General features: G+C 52.5%; 9 protein-coding genes. 6 read left to right on the forward strand and 3 right to left on the reverse strand.

What is annotated here, in order from left to right; genetic code table 11:
- Nucleotides 1-116: 116 nt before the first annotated feature.
- From purL to glnB, 5 genes are all read left to right on the forward strand, one after another.
- The gene (purL, locus tag WBL83_RS15710; RefSeq protein WP_424590028.1) at nt 117-4004 is read left to right on the forward strand and encodes a phosphoribosylformylglycinamidine synthase; all 3888 of its coding nucleotides are present in this window, start codon (nt 117-119) and stop codon (nt 4002-4004) included.
- A 682-nt stretch (nt 4005-4686) separates the two neighbouring features.
- Complete coding sequence (locus tag WBL83_RS15715) at nt 4687-6126, forward strand: sensor histidine kinase (RefSeq protein WP_424590029.1); 1440 nt, start codon at nt 4687-4689, stop codon at nt 6124-6126.
- A 3-nt stretch (nt 6127-6129) separates the two neighbouring features.
- Nucleotides 6130-6849 carry a two-component system QseEF-associated lipoprotein QseG gene (gene qseG, locus WBL83_RS15720; RefSeq protein WP_424590030.1) on the forward strand — a complete coding sequence of 240 codons (720 nt, stop codon included), beginning with the start codon at nt 6130-6132 and terminating at the stop codon, nt 6847-6849.
- Nucleotides 6846-8183 (forward strand): two-component system response regulator GlrR, encoded by a 1338-nt coding sequence (gene glrR, locus WBL83_RS15725; RefSeq protein WP_424590031.1) that lies wholly within the window; start codon nt 6846-6848, stop codon nt 8181-8183. The genes qseG and glrR overlap by 4 nt, the downstream gene beginning before the upstream one ends.
- 72 nt (nt 8184-8255) lie before the next feature.
- Nucleotides 8256-8594: a nitrogen regulatory protein P-II gene (gene glnB, locus WBL83_RS15730; protein ID WP_002438074.1), complete on the forward strand. Its 339-nt coding sequence runs from the start codon at nt 8256-8258 to the stop codon at nt 8592-8594.
- A gap of 143 nt (nt 8595-8737) precedes the next feature.
- On the opposite strand, the gene hmpA is transcribed toward glnB, so the two are convergent.
- Nucleotides 8738-9928, reverse strand: coding sequence for an NO-inducible flavohemoprotein (hmpA, locus tag WBL83_RS15735; RefSeq protein ID WP_424590032.1), 1191 nt, complete (start codon nt 9926-9928; stop codon nt 8738-8740).
- Between the two features lie 346 nt (nt 9929-10274).
- On the opposite strand from hmpA, the gene glyA reads away from it, so the two are divergent.
- Nucleotides 10275-11528, forward strand: coding sequence for a serine hydroxymethyltransferase (glyA, locus tag WBL83_RS15740; protein WP_424590033.1), 1254 nt, complete (start codon nt 10275-10277; stop codon nt 11526-11528).
- Between the two features lie 338 nt (nt 11529-11866).
- Here glyA and WBL83_RS15745 read toward each other — a convergent pair whose 3' ends face one another.
- On the reverse strand, nt 11867-14797 hold the full coding sequence (locus tag WBL83_RS15745) for a hypothetical protein (RefSeq protein WP_424590034.1): 2931 nt from the start codon (nt 14795-14797) through the stop codon (nt 11867-11869).
- A gap of 11 nt (nt 14798-14808) precedes the next feature.
- On the reverse strand, nt 14809-16227 hold the full coding sequence (locus tag WBL83_RS15750) for an OprD family outer membrane porin (RefSeq protein WP_424590035.1): 1419 nt from the start codon (nt 16225-16227) through the stop codon (nt 14809-14811).
- Nucleotides 16228-16346: the final 119 nt, after the last annotated feature.

Genomic DNA, 16346 nt, shown 5'->3' on the forward strand with positions numbered 1-16346 from the left:
CGTTTATTTCTACGCAAACGGTTTCGTCAAGGCCGCGGATTATCTATAATGGCGCCCGTTTTCCCCTTGCGCCCACTGAAGCGTCCCCCTGGCGTTTCGAAGACGAGAGATCTTTGATGATGGAAATTCTGCGTGGTTCGCCCGCTTTATCGGCATTTCGTATTAACAAATTACTGGCCCGTTTTAATGACGCCAACCTTCCGGTCAGCGACATTTATGCCGAGTATGTTCACTTTGCCGATCTCGATGCGCAGCTCGACTCTGAAGAGCACGCCCGTCTGCAACGGTTGTTGAAATATGGTCCAACCCTTGCCGACCACGCCCCGACCGGCCACTTGATTCTGGTCACGCCGCGTCCTGGTACCATCTCACCCTGGTCCTCTAAAGCGACTGATATTGCCCACAACTGTGACTTAGCCAAAGTGAAGCGCCTGGAGCGCGGTGTGGCTTATTACGTCACCGGCAGCACGTTGACTGATGCACAGCGTCAGGAAGTTGCGTCACTCTTGCATGACCGCATGATGGAAAGCGTGTTTGGCACGCTCGATGATGCCCGGCAACTGTTCTCCCAACATCAGCCTGCACCGGTGCAAAGTGTTGACCTGTTAACTCAAGGTCGCGAAGCGCTGGTTGAAGCCAACATCCGTCTGGGTCTGGCTCTGGCAGAAGACGAAATCGATTATTTGCAGGATGCGTTTACCAAACTGGGACGCAACCCGAACGACATCGAGCTGTACATGTTTGCGCAGGCAAACTCCGAACATTGCCGCCACAAAATCTTTAATGCCGACTGGATTATCGATGGCGTTGAACAGCCTAAATCGCTGTTCAAAATGATTAAAAACACCTTTGAGAAAACCCCGGACTATGTGTTATCTGCCTATAAAGATAACGCCGCAGTGATGGAAGGCTCGACGGTAGGGCGTTTCTTTGCCGATCATGATGCGGGCCGTTATGACTATCACCAGGAAGATGCGCATATCCTGATGAAAGTCGAAACCCACAACCACCCAACGGCAATTTCCCCGTGGCCAGGTGCGGCGACCGGTTCCGGTGGCGAAATCCGTGATGAAGGTGCGACAGGCCGTGGTGCTAAACCAAAAGCGGGCCTGGTTGGTTTCTCGGTTTCCAATTTGCGTATTCCTGGCTTTGAACAGCCGTGGGAAGAAGATTTTGGCAAGCCAGACCGCATTGTAACGGCGCTGGATATTATGACCGACGGCCCATTGGGCGGTGCGGCATTTAACAACGAATTTGGTCGTCCGGCACTGACCGGCTACTTCCGTACCTACGAAGAGCAAGTCAACAGCCATAACGGCGTTGAACTGCGCGGTTACCATAAGCCGATCATGCTGGCGGGTGGTATCGGCAACATTCGTGCAGACCATGTTCAGAAAGGCGAAATCACCGTTGGCGCGAAACTCATCGTGCTTGGTGGCCCATCGATGAACATCGGTTTGGGCGGTGGCGCGGCTTCTTCCATGGCTTCAGGCCAGTCAGATGCAGATCTGGATTTTGCTTCCGTGCAGCGTGATAACCCAGAAATGGAGCGTCGTTGCCAGGAAGTTATCGACCGTTGCTGGCAATTAGGTGACGCCAACCCAATCCTGTTTATTCATGATGTGGGGGCAGGCGGCCTGTCTAACGCGATGCCAGAACTGGTGAGCGATGGCGGTCGTGGTGGTCGTTTTGAACTGCGCGACATCCTCAATGATGAGCCAGGTATGAGCCCGCTGGAAGTGTGGTGTAACGAATCCCAGGAGCGTTATGTCCTGGCGGTTGCTCCAGACCAGTTGCCGCTGTTTGACGAGCTTTGCCGTCGTGAACGCGCGCCATACGCGGTTATCGGTGAAGCCACCGAAGAGAAACATCTGACACTCAACGACAGCCATTTCGACAACCAGCCGATTGATATGCCGCTGGACGTTCTGCTGGGCAAAACGCCAAAAATGGAACGTAACGTTGAAACCCTGAAAGCCAAAGGTGATGCGCTGGATTGCCGCAATATCACTATTGCTGATGCGGTAAAACGTGTGCTGCATTTACCGACGGTCGCTGAGAAAACCTTCCTGGTGACGATCGGTGACCGTTCGGTAACGGGCATGGTGGCTCGCGACCAGATGGTTGGCCCATGGCAGATCCCGGTAGCTAACTGTGCGGTCACTACCGCAAGCCTCGATAGCTACTACGGTGAAGCGATGTCTCTTGGTGAGCGTGCACCGGTTGCGCTGCTGGACTTTGCTGCATCCGGGCGTCTGGCAGTCGGCGAAGCGCTGACCAACATCGCAGCCACACAAATCGGCGCACTTAATCGTATTAAACTTTCAGCAAACTGGATGTCAGCAGCCGGTCACCCGGGTGAAGATGCGGGTCTGTACGAAGCAGTGAAAGCTGTCGGCGAAGAACTTTGCCCGACGCTTGGCCTGACTATCCCGGTCGGCAAAGATTCTATGTCGATGAAAACCCGCTGGCAGGAAGGTACTGAGCAGCGCGAGATGACTTCTCCGCTGTCACTGGTTATCACCGCGTTTGCCCGCGTCGAAGATGTGCGTCGTACCGTAACGCCACAGCTGCAATCCGAAGACAACGCCTTGCTGCTGATTGATTTAGGCGCAGGTCACAACGCGTTGGGCGCCACCGCGCTGTCCCAGGTTTACCGTCAACTGGGCGACAAACCTGCGGATGTACGCAGTGCTGAGCAGCTTAAAGGCTTCTTTAACGCCATTCAGGCACTGGTTGCTGAACAGAAACTGCTGGCCTACCACGACCGTTCTGACGGTGGTTTGTTGGTGACGCTGGCAGAGATGGCCTTTGCCGGTCACTGCGGCGTCGAAGCGGACATCGCCACTTTGGGTAAAGATCACCTTGCAGCACTGTTCAACGAAGAGTTAGGCGCAGTTATCCAGGTTAAAGCGGCTGATCGTGCGGACGTTGAGCAAACTCTGGCGGATCATGGTCTGGCGGATTGTGTTCACTTCCTTGGTAAAGCCGTGGCAGGTGACCGCTTCACTCTGAGCTCTGACGGTCACGCTGTATTTAGCGAAAGCCGTACCCAGCTTCGCATGTGGTGGGCGGAAACCACCTGGCAGATGCAGCGTCTGCGTGACAACCCTGATTGCGCTGACCAGGAACATAAAGCGAAAGCCAATGACAACGATCCTGGCCTGAACGTCAAACTGAGCTTCGATATCAAAGAAGATATCGCGGCACCGTATATCGCTAAAAGTGCACGTCCGAAAGTTGCCGTGTTGCGCGAGCAGGGCGTTAACTCCCACGTTGAAATGGCTGCAGCCTTCCATCGTGCAGGTTTTGATGCCATCGACGTTCACATGAGTGATTTGCTGGCAGGCCGTCGCGGTCTGGAAGATTTCCAGGCGCTGGTGGCGTGTGGCGGCTTCTCTTATGGCGACGTATTGGGCGCGGGTGAAGGCTGGGCGAAATCCATCCTCTTTAATTCACGTGTGCGCGATGAGTTCGAGACCTTCTTCCATCGTCCAGAAACTCTGGCGCTGGGCGTATGTAACGGTTGCCAGATGATGTCGAATTTGCGCGAACTGATCCCGGGCAGTGACCTGTGGCCACGCTTTGTGCGCAACCATTCTGACCGCTTTGAAGCACGTTTCAGTCTGGTAGAAGTGACCTCCAGCCCGTCGTTGTTGCTGCAAGGCATGGTCGGTTCGCATATGCCAATCGCTGTTTCTCACGGTGAAGGGCATGTTGAAGTACGCGATGCGGCGCATCTCGCAGCACTGGAAAGCAAAGGGCTGGTGGCGCTGCGCTTTATCGACAACTTCGGCAAAGTGACACAAGACTATCCCGCTAACCCGAACGGTTCACCAAACGGGATCACGGCAGTCACTAACGAAAGCGGGCGCGTCACTATTATGATGCCGCACCCGGAGCGTGTGTTCCGTACCGTCAGCAACTCATGGCATCCAGCCGAATGGGGTGAGGACAGCCCGTGGATGCGCATTTTCCGCAATGCGCGTAAGCAACTCGGTTAAATTCGATTAAGTTATTAAACATCCCTGCTTCGGCAGGGATTTTTTTTGTCACCGATTGCCGACAATGGGTAAATATAACTGTCGCAAATAGGTGACACTTAACTTATTGATTTTAAATCATATGTAAAACCGATATGTAAAGTGTTGCTAAATGGCGACATTAAGAGCAAAAAACAATCAAATTCAAAAATGAGTTATACGCTAAATAAACATAATAAAAACATTTAGATGTAAACTTTGTAGCAAACTTGGCACACATACTGCATAATACTCAGCAGTGGCTCATTCACCCTCTTATGTCAGCCCCCGCAAGGGTTGTGCTACATAAACCTTCGAATGACGCACACAAGGTGCCTGCCGTCCGACTTTTGATTATTGCCAGTCTCGTACTGCTTTATCATGCTCCGGGCGAAACGTTGAGTAAGGCACCGCCTGATTTCAGAACAAAGGCAGAGATTATTCTCTGCCTTTGTCGTTTTTATACCCGTCGCCCTTCATGCCGCAGGGGTGTTGGTTTCTCTCGCTCACCCGAATCACTTACTGGAGTAAGCTCATCGGGATTTACTCGATTGCCGCCTACCTGCATCCTGAAGTCACTTGGGTATAAAGGTTCTTTCTGAGTTGAATACTTTAAACTCTGCCCATTCCCCGCTAGCATCGACTTATTCAGAATCCGAATGAGATGAAGCTTTTGAACCAGTGGCATTTTTTCCCGCGCTCGTTACGCCAGCTTGTGATGATGGCTTTTTTGTTGGTGCTGGTTCCGCTGTTGGTTCTGGCGTGGCAAGCCTGGCAAAGCCTGAATGCGCTAAGCGATCAGGCGGCACTCACTAACCGCACAACACTTGTCGATGCGCGTCGCAGCCAGGCCATGACTAACGTGGCACTGGAAATGGAGCGTAGCTACCGGCAGTACTGCGTGCTGGATGACGCAACACTCGCCACGCTTTATCAAGGGCAACGTAAGCGTTACGCGCAAATGCTTGAAGCGCACGCTGGCGTGTTGCCGGACAATCAACTCTATGACGTGCTGCGCAAATCGCTAAACGACCTCGCCGAAATCCAGTGTAAAAATAGCGGGCCGGATACCACCGCCTCGGCAAACCTTGAAACCTTCGCCAATAAGAATGCTGAAATGGTGCAAGCCACGCGCTCGGTGGTCTTTTCCCGTGGACAACAACTTCAACAAGAAATCGCCGAACGCGGACAATTCTTTGGCTGGCAGGCGCTGGTTTTATTCCTGCTGAGTTTCGCGCTGGTGATTATCTTTACGCGCATGATCATCGGGCCGGTGAAAGGCATTGAACGGATGATTAACTTGCTTGGGGAAGGGCATTCGCTGGGCAACACGGTGCTGTTCAAAGGGGGGCCACGCGAACTGCGTTCGGTCGGGCAGCGGATTGTCTGGTTAAGCGAACGTCTCTCATGGCTTGAATCCCAGCGCCATGAGTTTTTGCGCCACATTTCCCATGAACTAAAAACCCCGCTTGCCAGTATGCGTGAAGGCACCGAACTGCTGGCCGATCAGGTTGTCGGGCCACTGACAAACGACCAAAAAGAAGTGGTGGAAATTCTTGATAATAGTAGCCGTCACTTACAAAAATTGATTGAACAATTATTGGATTACAACCGCAAACTGGCCGATGTCCCGGTCGAACTCGAAAAAGTTGAGCTCGGTCCACTCATGGATGTGATTATCGCTGCTCACAGTTTGCCAGCACGGGCTAAAATGATGCGTACCGAGTGCAATTTAAGTCCGGTGGCTTGTCTGGCAGAACCGATGTTGTTAACCAGCGTGTTGGATAATCTCTACTCCAATGCGGTGCACTATGGGTCTGAATCCGGTACCATTTATCTACGAAGCTCGCAGGTGGGTAACATGCTGCAGATTGATGTCGCGAACACAGGCGACCCGATTCCGTCTGCGGAGCGAGAGATGATCTTTGAACCTTTTTATCAGGGAAGCCACCAGCGAAAAGGTGCAGTAAAAGGTAGCGGCCTGGGTCTGAGTATTGCCCTGGATTGTATTCGTCGTATGCATGGCGAATTGCACCTGATTGACGATGAAACGGCAGATGTTTGCTTCCGTATCGAGTTGCCTGTATTTCCCGAGAAAAAATAAAAAATGAAAGTGACAATTTTTAGCGTGCTGCGCAATGGCTGGTTATCCCGCCGTGGCAGCTCTGTGTCGATTCGCCCGATCTCAGCTTTGTTCGTGCCGTTATTACTGGCGAGCTGTGTACAAAACACGCCACCGAAAGACGTAAAACACCCGCAACTCGTCGAAGAGCCGGAACAACAACTGGCGGATTACCTGTCGACGAATTGTGAAGATATCTGGCAAAACCAGAACCATGATTCCACCACCAACCCGCTGTACTGGTTGCGTGCGATGGATTGCTCCGAACGTTTAGCGCCAGCGCAGGCACGGGCAGAAGCTCGCCGCTGGCCGTCCGATAACTTTCGCGACACCTTCAAGCGCGGCATTTTGCTCTCCAACGCCAAAATCACCCCAACCGAGCGCCGCCGCTACATGACCAAACTGGATGCGATGACCGCTGACGTCCCGGCACAAGTGCGTTCGTTGTTCCAGGTCTGGCGTGATGGGCAGGCTTCTTTACTGGCGCTTTCTGACGAACGCACCCGCTACAGCAAATTGCAGCAAAGCTCTGACAATGAGCTGGATATGTTGCGCGAGCAGCAGCAACGCCTCAGAAGCCAGTTAAGTCTGACTACCCGAAAACTGGAAAACCTCACGGACATCGAGCGCCAGCTTTCCAACCGTAAACCGGCCACTGCCGAGTTACCGGATAACACCAAACCCGCGCAGGAGGCGAAACCATGACGCAGCGTAAACCCGCCAGATTGTTGCTGGTTGATGACGATCCCGGTCTGCTAAAACTTCTTGGTATGCGCCTGACGAGTGAAGGTTACACCGTCTCCACGGCGGAAAGTGGTGCGGAAGGGTTGCGTCTGCTGGGGCGTGAAAAAATTGACCTGGTGATAAGCGACCTGCGGATGGATGAAATGGATGGCATGGCTTTATTTGCCGAAATCCAGAAAGTACAGCCGGGAATGCCCGTCATCATTCTGACCGCTCACGGCTCCATTCCTGACGCAGTTGCTGCGACACAACAGGGTGTGTTTAGCTTCCTGACCAAACCGGTTGATAAAGACGCGCTGTACAAAGCCATTGACGATGCGCTGTCACATTCGCAAATCGCCGGCGATGACATGTGGCGCGATACCATCGTCACCCGCAGCCCCATCATGCAGCGTTTGCTGGAACAAGCCCGTATGGTCTCGCAGTCTGATGTGAGCGTACTGATTAATGGGCAAAGCGGCACCGGCAAAGAGATCCTCGCCCAGGCCATTCATAACGCCAGCCCGCGTAGCAAAAAAGCCTTTATCGCCATTAACTGCGGCGCATTGCCAGAGCAGTTGCTGGAATCCGAACTGTTTGGCCATTCCCGTGGCGCGTTTACTGGTGCGGTTAGCAGCAGAGAAGGGTTGTTCCAGGCCGCAGAAGGGGGAACGCTATTCCTCGATGAAATCGGTGATATGCCGATCCCTTTGCAGGTCAAATTATTGCGCGTGTTGCAGGAGCGTAAAGTTCGCCCACTGGGCAGCAATCGTGACCTCGATATCGATGTGCGCATCCTCTCCGCCACTCACCGTGATTTACCCAAAGCTATGGAGCGGGGCGAGTTTCGTGAAGACTTGTTCTATCGCCTGAATGTGGTAAGTCTCAAGATCCCGGCGTTGCACGAACGTGCCGAAGATGTTCCGTTGCTGGCTAATCATTTGTTACGTCAATCGGCTGACCGCCATAAACCCTTCGTGCGTAGCTTCTCAACCGATGCGATGAAACGCCTGATGGCGGCAAGCTGGCCGGGTAACGTGCGCCAGTTGGTCAACGTGATTGAACAATGTGTGGCGCTAACTTCGGCTCCGGTAATCAGCGAAGCGCTGGTTCAACAGGCGCTGGAAGGGGAAAACACCGCGCTGCCGACCTTTGTCGAAGCCCGTAATCAGTTTGAGCTGAACTATCTGCGCAAACTGCTGCAAATGACGAAGGGAAATGTCACTCAAGCGGCGCGTGTTGCGGGGCGTAACCGTACCGAATTCTACAAATTACTCTCACGGCATGAACTCGATGCCAATGACTTTAAAGAGTAGTCTGTGGTAATTTGAAGCCACGATCACTGTAGCCAAGCAGCACACTAAAGTTGTGCGGGAACCGGGAAGACCATGAAAAAAATTGATGCGATTATTAAACCGTTCAAACTGGATGACGTTCGCGAAGCGCTGGCAGAAGTTGGCATCACCGGCATGACGGTAACAGAAGTAAAAGGTTTTGGTCGTCAGAAAGGGCATACCGAACTGTACCGTGGTGCTGAGTACATGGTAGATTTCCTGCCAAAGGTGAAAATAGAAATTGTGGTGACTGACGATATCGTCGACACCTGCGTAGACACGATTATCCGTACCGCGCAAACCGGTAAAATCGGTGATGGTAAGATCTTTGTCTTCGATGTGGCTCGCGTGGTGCGTATCCGTACTGGCGAAGAAGACGACGCTGCTATTTAATTTTTACCCCTCACCCCGGCCCTCTCCCCAAAGGGGCGAGGGGGAAAGAAAATCCCTTCTCCTGCGGGAGAGGGCGAGGGGGAAAGAAAATCCCCTCTCCTGTGGGAGAGGGCCAGGGTGAGGGCATGTTTTCGGCTAAAAAATCACATCACTTTATGTGGACCAAAACACTCGTAATGAATCTGGTCCTGCGCAACACCCAACTTCACTAACTGCTCCGCAGCAAAACGCATAAACACCACCGGACCGCAGAGATAAAACTGCATATCTGGCGCGCTGATTTTGCTTTCCAGTGCCACTAAATCCATCAATCCTTCGCTATCGAATTTGGACTGTGCCCGGCAGATTTCACCCGGCGCGCGATACCACACGTGACGCTCAAAACGCGCTAACTGTTCACCCAGACGATTCACCTCTTCGGCAAACGCATGCACGTCACCGTTATCTGCCGCATGGAACCAGTTTACCTGTGCGCCATGACCATTTTTCGCCAGCGTATCCAGCATCGCCAACATCGGTGTCTGGCCGACGCCAGCCGAAATCAACGTCACCGGCGTTTGGGGGTCGACATCCATAAAGAAATCACCGGCCGGAGCAGCAAGATGAACTTCGTCACCCACTTGTGCATGGTTGTGCAACCAGCTTGAAACCTGGCCCAGATCTTCACGTTTCACGGCAATGCGATAAGTTTTGCCATCGGGCTTACGGGTCAGAGAATACTGGCGAATTTCCTGATGTGGGAACCCTTCAGGTTTTAACCACACGCCAAGATATTGACCTGGCTGATAATCGGCAACTGCTTCGCCATCCACTGGGGCAAACTCAAAACTGGTGATAAGCGTACTTTGCGGCTCTTTTGCCACAATGCGGAATGCCCGAGTGCCTTCCCAACCGCCATTTTTCGCAGCGTTCCCCTGGTAAATTTCCGCTTCACGATGGATAAACACACCCGCCAGCACGCCGTACGCTTTGCCCCACGCATCCAACACTTCCTGGCCCGGGCTGAACATTTCATCCAGCGTGGCTAACAGGTGGCCGCCGACAATGTCGTACTGCTCAGGTTTAATCTGGAAGCTGGTATGTTTTTGGGCGATTTTTTCTACCGCAGGCAACAGCGCCGCCAGATTCTCAATATTGGTCGCGTAGGCACAAATCGCATTGAACAGCGCTTCACGCTGATCGCCGTTGCGCTGGTTGCTCATATTAAAGATCTCTTTCAGCTCTGGGTTATGGCTGAACATACGATCGTAAAAGTGCGCGGTAAGTTTTGGGCCGGTGGCGGCGAGCAGGGGAATCGTGGATTTCACAACAGCGATGGTTTGTGCATCTAGCATGGTTTGGCTCCGGTTTTAATCAGAATATTTAATTGATGTATTTTAAATGCATCTTATAAAATTCCCCGACGAAAAAAAAGCACTACATTGTAAATGGACTCTTGTGGAGTCGATGTGGGTCACAGAACGTGAAATTTCCGCATGTTGATGATGAATTAATATCCGGAGAAATGGGGAACAGCTATTCGCGTCAAACCCTTGCTGGACGCCAAGCCAATCGTTTGCGTAAAAACCTCTGTCAAGACCTATCACACAGCGGAGTTTAGGTTTACACTGTTGCCCGTTGTATTTAAGGCGGCCTTAAAGCTGTTCAAATATTTACTGTTAGCTGAGTCAGGAGATGCGGATGTTAAAGCGTGAAATGAACATTGCCGATTATGATGCCCAATTGTGGCAGGCTATGGAGCAAGAAAAAGTACGTCAGGAAGAGCACATTGAACTGATCGCCTCCGAAAACTACACCAGCCCGCGCGTTATGCAGGCTCAGGGTTCTCAGTTAACCAACAAATACGCTGAAGGTTACCCAGGCAAACGCTACTACGGCGGTTGCGAATATGTTGATGTGGTTGAGCAACTGGCTATCGACCGTGCAAAAGAGCTGTTCGGCGCTGATTACGCTAACGTGCAACCGCACTCCGGTTCACAGGCTAACTTCGCGGTGTACACCACTCTGCTGGAACCAGGCGACACCGTTCTGGGTATGAACCTGGCACACGGCGGCCACCTGACTCACGGCTCCCCGGTAAACTTCTCCGGTAAGCTGTACAACATCGTGCCTTACGGTATCGATGAGACAGGTCATATCGATTACGCAGACCTGGAAAAACAAGCTAAAGCACACAAACCTAAGATGATCATCGGCGGTTTCTCAGCTTATTCTGGCGTTGTTGACTGGGCAAAAATGCGTGAAATCGCAGACATGGTTGGCGCTTACCTGTTCGTGGACATGGCACACGTTGCAGGTCTGATTGCCGCAGACGTTTACCCGAACCCAGTTCCACACGCACACGTTGTGACAACCACAACGCACAAAACGCTGGCAGGCCCACGCGGTGGTTTGATCCTCGCTAAAGGCGGCAGCGAAGAGCTGTACAAAAAACTGAACTCCGCAGTCTTCCCTGGCGCGCAGGGCGGCCCACTGATGCACGTCATCGCGGGTAAAGCTGTTGCACTGAAAGAAGCTATGGAGCCAGAGTTCAAAACTTACCAGCAGCAGGTTGCTAAAAACGCGAAAGCGATGGTTGCCGTGTTCCTGGAGCGTGGCTACAAAGTGGTGTCTGGCGGTACTGACAACCACCTGTTCTTGCTGGATCTGGTTGATAAAAACCTGACCGGTAAAGAAGCTGATGCTGCTCTGGGTCGCGCAAACATCACCGTGAACAAAAACAGCGTACCAAACGATCCGAAGAGCCCGTTTGTCACTTCTGGTATCCGTATCGGTACACCAGCTGTAACACGTCGTGGCTTCACCGAAGCTGACGTTCGCGAACTGGCTGGCTGGATGTGTGATGTGTTAGATAACATCAACGACGAAGCGGTCATCGAGCGCACTAAGAAGAAAGTTCTGGATATCTGCGCCCGCTTGCCGGTTTACGCATAAGCCGACACAACTGGTGGATGACGCTAACGCTTATCCACCCTACAAAACCCGTTTATCAGTCTTCGTAGGTCGGATAAGCGCAGCGTCATCCGACATAACTGGTGGATGACGCTCACGTTTATCCACCCTACAAAACCCGTTTGTCACCCTTTGTTATTTTTAACGCGACTATTGATCGCGGGTAATCGCCGAACACTTCTCAGCGATATTCACGGTATCTCCATTTTGAGTTGCCTGTTTACACTCGTCCATTGGCGACATAGGCGGTGGTGTATTGACAGTCTGGGCGGCACATCCGGTTAATAATATTCCGCAAATTATTATTCCTGCTTTGAACATCACTTCACTCCCGATTTGAAAGGGGCGCTGCTATAAAGGGCAAATAACAGATCCTGGACGGTATCAGTCTGCCAGGTTTTTCCGCTGTCCACAGAATGGCGAAGTTCTCCGCGGGCGTAGGGATTATTTGTGCTTACGCGCAGGCTGTAACTGTTTTTTCCCCCAGGTTGAGTGGTTGATCCCTGTGAGCTGAAAATCAGTGCATAGCGTTTGTTAATATCCAGCCCCATCAAACGAGGCCAGAGCGAGTAAATCGCCGGGCTTGCGGGCAGGTTAAACGGTGGCAGTGCTGCGGAAAATAGTGTTTGAGTGGGATTGTCATGAGCATCAAGCTCCACAATTCGTAAGCGTAAATTATCGCCAGGTACGGCATCCACATAATTTTCTGATAACCAGAAATCGAGCTTTGGCAGATCGGGCTGTTGCAGCGTGAATGTCTGCATGAGTTGCTGCTCGCCCTGGAGATCGGTGCGCTCGCTACCCGGTGCATTACTATCCTGCACGACACGCATCTCAGGAATTGTTGTGGCGTGCTGGTAAACCTCAATTGCAGGTTCGTTAAGGGTCCCTTCGTGGCTATCAAACTCAATGCGCAGATGACGAGCGGTCAATTCCGGGAGCGAAAAGGTTCGCTTGTCACCGAGGATAAATCCACGGGCTAATGTGTGCCATGCACCATCCTTCTGATAAGCCAGCACATAATTGCGTATCGCAAACGGTGCCGGTTCTTTAACCACGACCTGATTAAATCGCGTCAGCTTGCCCAAATCCAGTTCATAGCTGTTCGTTGTGGCGGTAATCGCCTTACCCTGTGCCAGGTTATCAGGTGCAGGAAGAGTCACGCCAGTGGGTCTGCTGAAGTGGAGCAGAGCGGTCGCTCCTCCCGCCAGTGGGTAGCTCAAAACGCCGAGTTTTTGCTGCCAGCTTTGCCCACTGTAAAGTTCGGTTATCTGCCACTCGCTACCGGCTTTAAGCCCCAGTGATTCAGGCGAAAGCGGCAAGGATATCGATTTGCTCTGCCAGTTTGTTAAGCCCGCGTACACGCCACCTTTGCCGTCGGCTCGCACCAGTATTGCCGGGCTGTGTTCGCCAGCATGATAAAAATGACTCATAGAAACGGGACGTGCGGCGACACCGTCTTTGGCTACGTTCAGCAAGGCTTTATTTTCCAGCCATGCGCTGCGGTCTTCATCGATAAATGGTAAATTGTCCCCCGCCAGCCAGTGCCCGCCGCCAAGTGCAACTGTGGTTGCAAGCCGCAGGGCTGCCAGTTGACCGTAACGCTTCGCCCCCTGAGAAAGGTTCTCTGGCAGGAACATATCGGCATCGTTGTAATCGTATAACGTGCCATTGCTCCACCAGGACGCCGCGCTGTTAAATGCCTGACGTTCAATGCCGCTATAGTTTGCCACCCCCAGCGAAGTATCGCAGGCCGCACGCCTACCATGGGTAAACGCTGCTGGCAACAATGGCGCGATGGATGCATTCAGGAATACCGGGCGACCACTTGCCAGCACTTCATCACGCATAATCTGCATCCCAATGCGGTAGTTCTGAATGCCGTTCACTGCGGGATCGTAGTGCTTGCCTTCGTACAAACCCATATCCAGAAAATCGAGTTTGATGTAGTCGTAACCCCAGGTGAGATAATTTTTAATATTCCGCCGCACGATGTACTTCGCCGCCGGGTGTGACATATCCAGCGCATAACTGCCAAGATAGGTTTTCACCAGCTTGCCGTTCTCATCATGCAAACAGGCATCGCGGTGGGTGTAACCTGTGTCGTCTACCGGCAGATCCAGCCAGTTTTCGTAAATGGCAAATGGCGTCAAATAGCCGCCCGCTTTCAGCTCCTTCTTATGCACATAATCGGAGAATGTTTTCATGCCCTCGGGATAGCTTTCGGGCTGGAACCCGCCGTCCATGTTGACGTACTCATAGCCGAGTGGTTTGAGATTTTTTGCGACGTAATCGGTGATGTCATACATATCCCGCGCTTTACCGTAGCTATCGTGCGAGTAAAACGCATTAAACCCAACGGGAACGCCACCCTGCCAGTTGAGGCGGGGTTCGCCCTGGTTGTAGATTTTCCCGTAGGTTTCCAGCCCGTTGCGGTAATCCTCGAAGTAGCCGATAAAAAACAGATCGGAACTGACCTGTTTGCCACTTTGTGTTCCGCCCCAGTTGTACAGCGCGAACTTGCTGAGTGCCCCATTAGCTTGTCGGGCTTCACCCAGCAGCTGGCTACTTTTCCATTTCTTTACGCTTGCGGCACCGGCGATTAAACCGTGGTAGCTGATATTGTCGAACAGTGCGGTGACCCAATGGCTCACGCCGTTGAACTTCACCATCGGTTCCTGTGGGTTAGCGAAACGATCCGTGCCGTTCTGGCTCACACCAAAGTGGTTAACCGCCGCTACCCCAAAATCGAAATTATTTGAGTAAGGTGTGGTGTAGATGCGTTTATCCTTCCCTTGCCCGATATCGGCAAACTTCGCGCTGACTGGCGTGAGCTTTTTCACCTCCAGAAGGTGTGCCGAGGCCACCTGCATATCACTCAACAGCCAGCTTTTATCGTCAAAGAACCAGAAAGTTATGCTCAGGATGTTGCCGTTGGCAAAGCGATTGCTCAGCGTGAGTTTCTCGCCTTCGCCTCGTTGTTTATCATTCACACTCTGCCAAAACGCAGTCCGGCTAACGGCCTGCTGGCTATTGAGTGTTGCAGAACTTAGCTCCGCTTCACTGTGGAAAGTTTTAATCAGCGGTTTGTCGCTCCACAGTAAATCACCGGTACCGTGGCTGAGATCGTAGCGCAACGTATACTCGCCGTGACGCACCGTCACTTTTTGCCCCTGCTGAGAAAATTCGGCTGCATGGGCGGCATTTAGCGTGACAAGCAATGCGAGGGTAAACAGCGTTCTATTCATCATTTTGCCCTCCATTAAAAGACAGTAAACGGTGCAATGACATTGAATTTAATGTCAATTTCATCCTGGAACATATTGTTGTAGCCGCCGCTGTAGTTCGGGTTGCTGCCGTGGTTGTCGTAGTTGATGTAATGCAGATTGAACAACGTGCCTTTCAGGCGACCGGTTTGCACAACATGGGCAAGATTGAATGTCCAGGCGGACTCATCAATGCGCTGGCTTTGGTCTGCCAGTTCGCCATCGACGGTACATGTGGTGCAGGGTTTGCCACCCCAGCCATACACATAACCCGCGCCAACCGCCCAGCCTGGGAGTTCATAGTTTTTCAGGTCATAGGTCACACCGGCAAAAACCGAGGTTTCGCCGTTGGCATCGAAGTCAGACCCTGCATCCCACCAGATATCCAGCCGCCCGTTGGAGCTGGCATAGGCCGGAGTGATACGTTGCAGGAAGAATCCCTGGTTGCCTTCGGCTTTTACTGTCTGCGCCTCGAGGCGAAAATCCAGCGTATCAAGGGTGTAACCGAGTGTTATCCCTTGCAGCCAGGCAAGCCCATCGTATTCGTCGTTCACCGAGCCGTAAGCGGCAATCGAATTATCCCCGACCATGTCTCTGGCACCATAAAACTGATAGCTCAGGCGCAGATCGTTTCCCGCCACCGGGAAGCTGTACGAGAGCTTCGTCATGTATTGATCCATAAAATCAGCGGCCTGCGCCCATGAAGTTTCCAGCACTACTTTATTCCTGAAGTCGTAGCGTATGCCCAGGGCATGGACGTAATCGATTTTGGTGGTGTTATCGGCGGCGCGGAATTCGTACATCTCGGTGTACCACGGGGCTTTGTATTTATCTGACCAGAAATAAGAGCTGGAGAGTGCGCCATATTGACCGAAGTCCCAGGTACCACCCATTTCAGCACCCTGATAGGCACCAGGTACAAATCCCCAGTGCACAGCGAGCAACGTTTGTCCGGCTGGCTGGATATAACCGGCGCGCATCCAGTAATCGTCATGTTTTAATTTCAGCGCGGCTTTGTAGAGGTTGAAGCCGCCTTTATCCCCTGACCAGTCTTCATCCCAGCGCTGGTTTGCCGAGCTAAGGCTAATTTCATTCGGGTGTGCGGCGCTGCCGGTGGCGAGGTTGGCGGCGGCAAAACCTGCGACGTCAAGGCCAATAAAACCCCCGGCGTAACCTGAAACAAAATCGAGATTGGCGTTAAAGGTTGCGTGGTGAAGGTCTTCAACGTAATGGCCGTAATCCGGGCTACCGACGGTCATATCGCGTTTGTCACGGTAGCGTTGCGAGTAGTAAATACCGCCAGTTAAATGAGAGTCATCTACGAAACCTTCGGCCTGCACGGGCGTCGCTATCATTAACGCTGGAGCGGCGACCAGTGCGGCGGCCAGCAGCGGTTGTAAGGATATGTCACGCATAGGGGATCCTTCCATGAATATACCCGTCATACTTCGAGTCGCAGGGGTGTTGGCTGCACTCACAAACCCCAGTCACTTACTCAAGTAAGCTCCTGGGGATTTGCTCCCTTGCCGCCTGG

This window comes from Buttiauxella sp., from assembly GCF_049686335.1.
Taxonomy (GTDB): Bacteria; Pseudomonadota; Gammaproteobacteria; order Enterobacterales; family Enterobacteriaceae; genus Buttiauxella.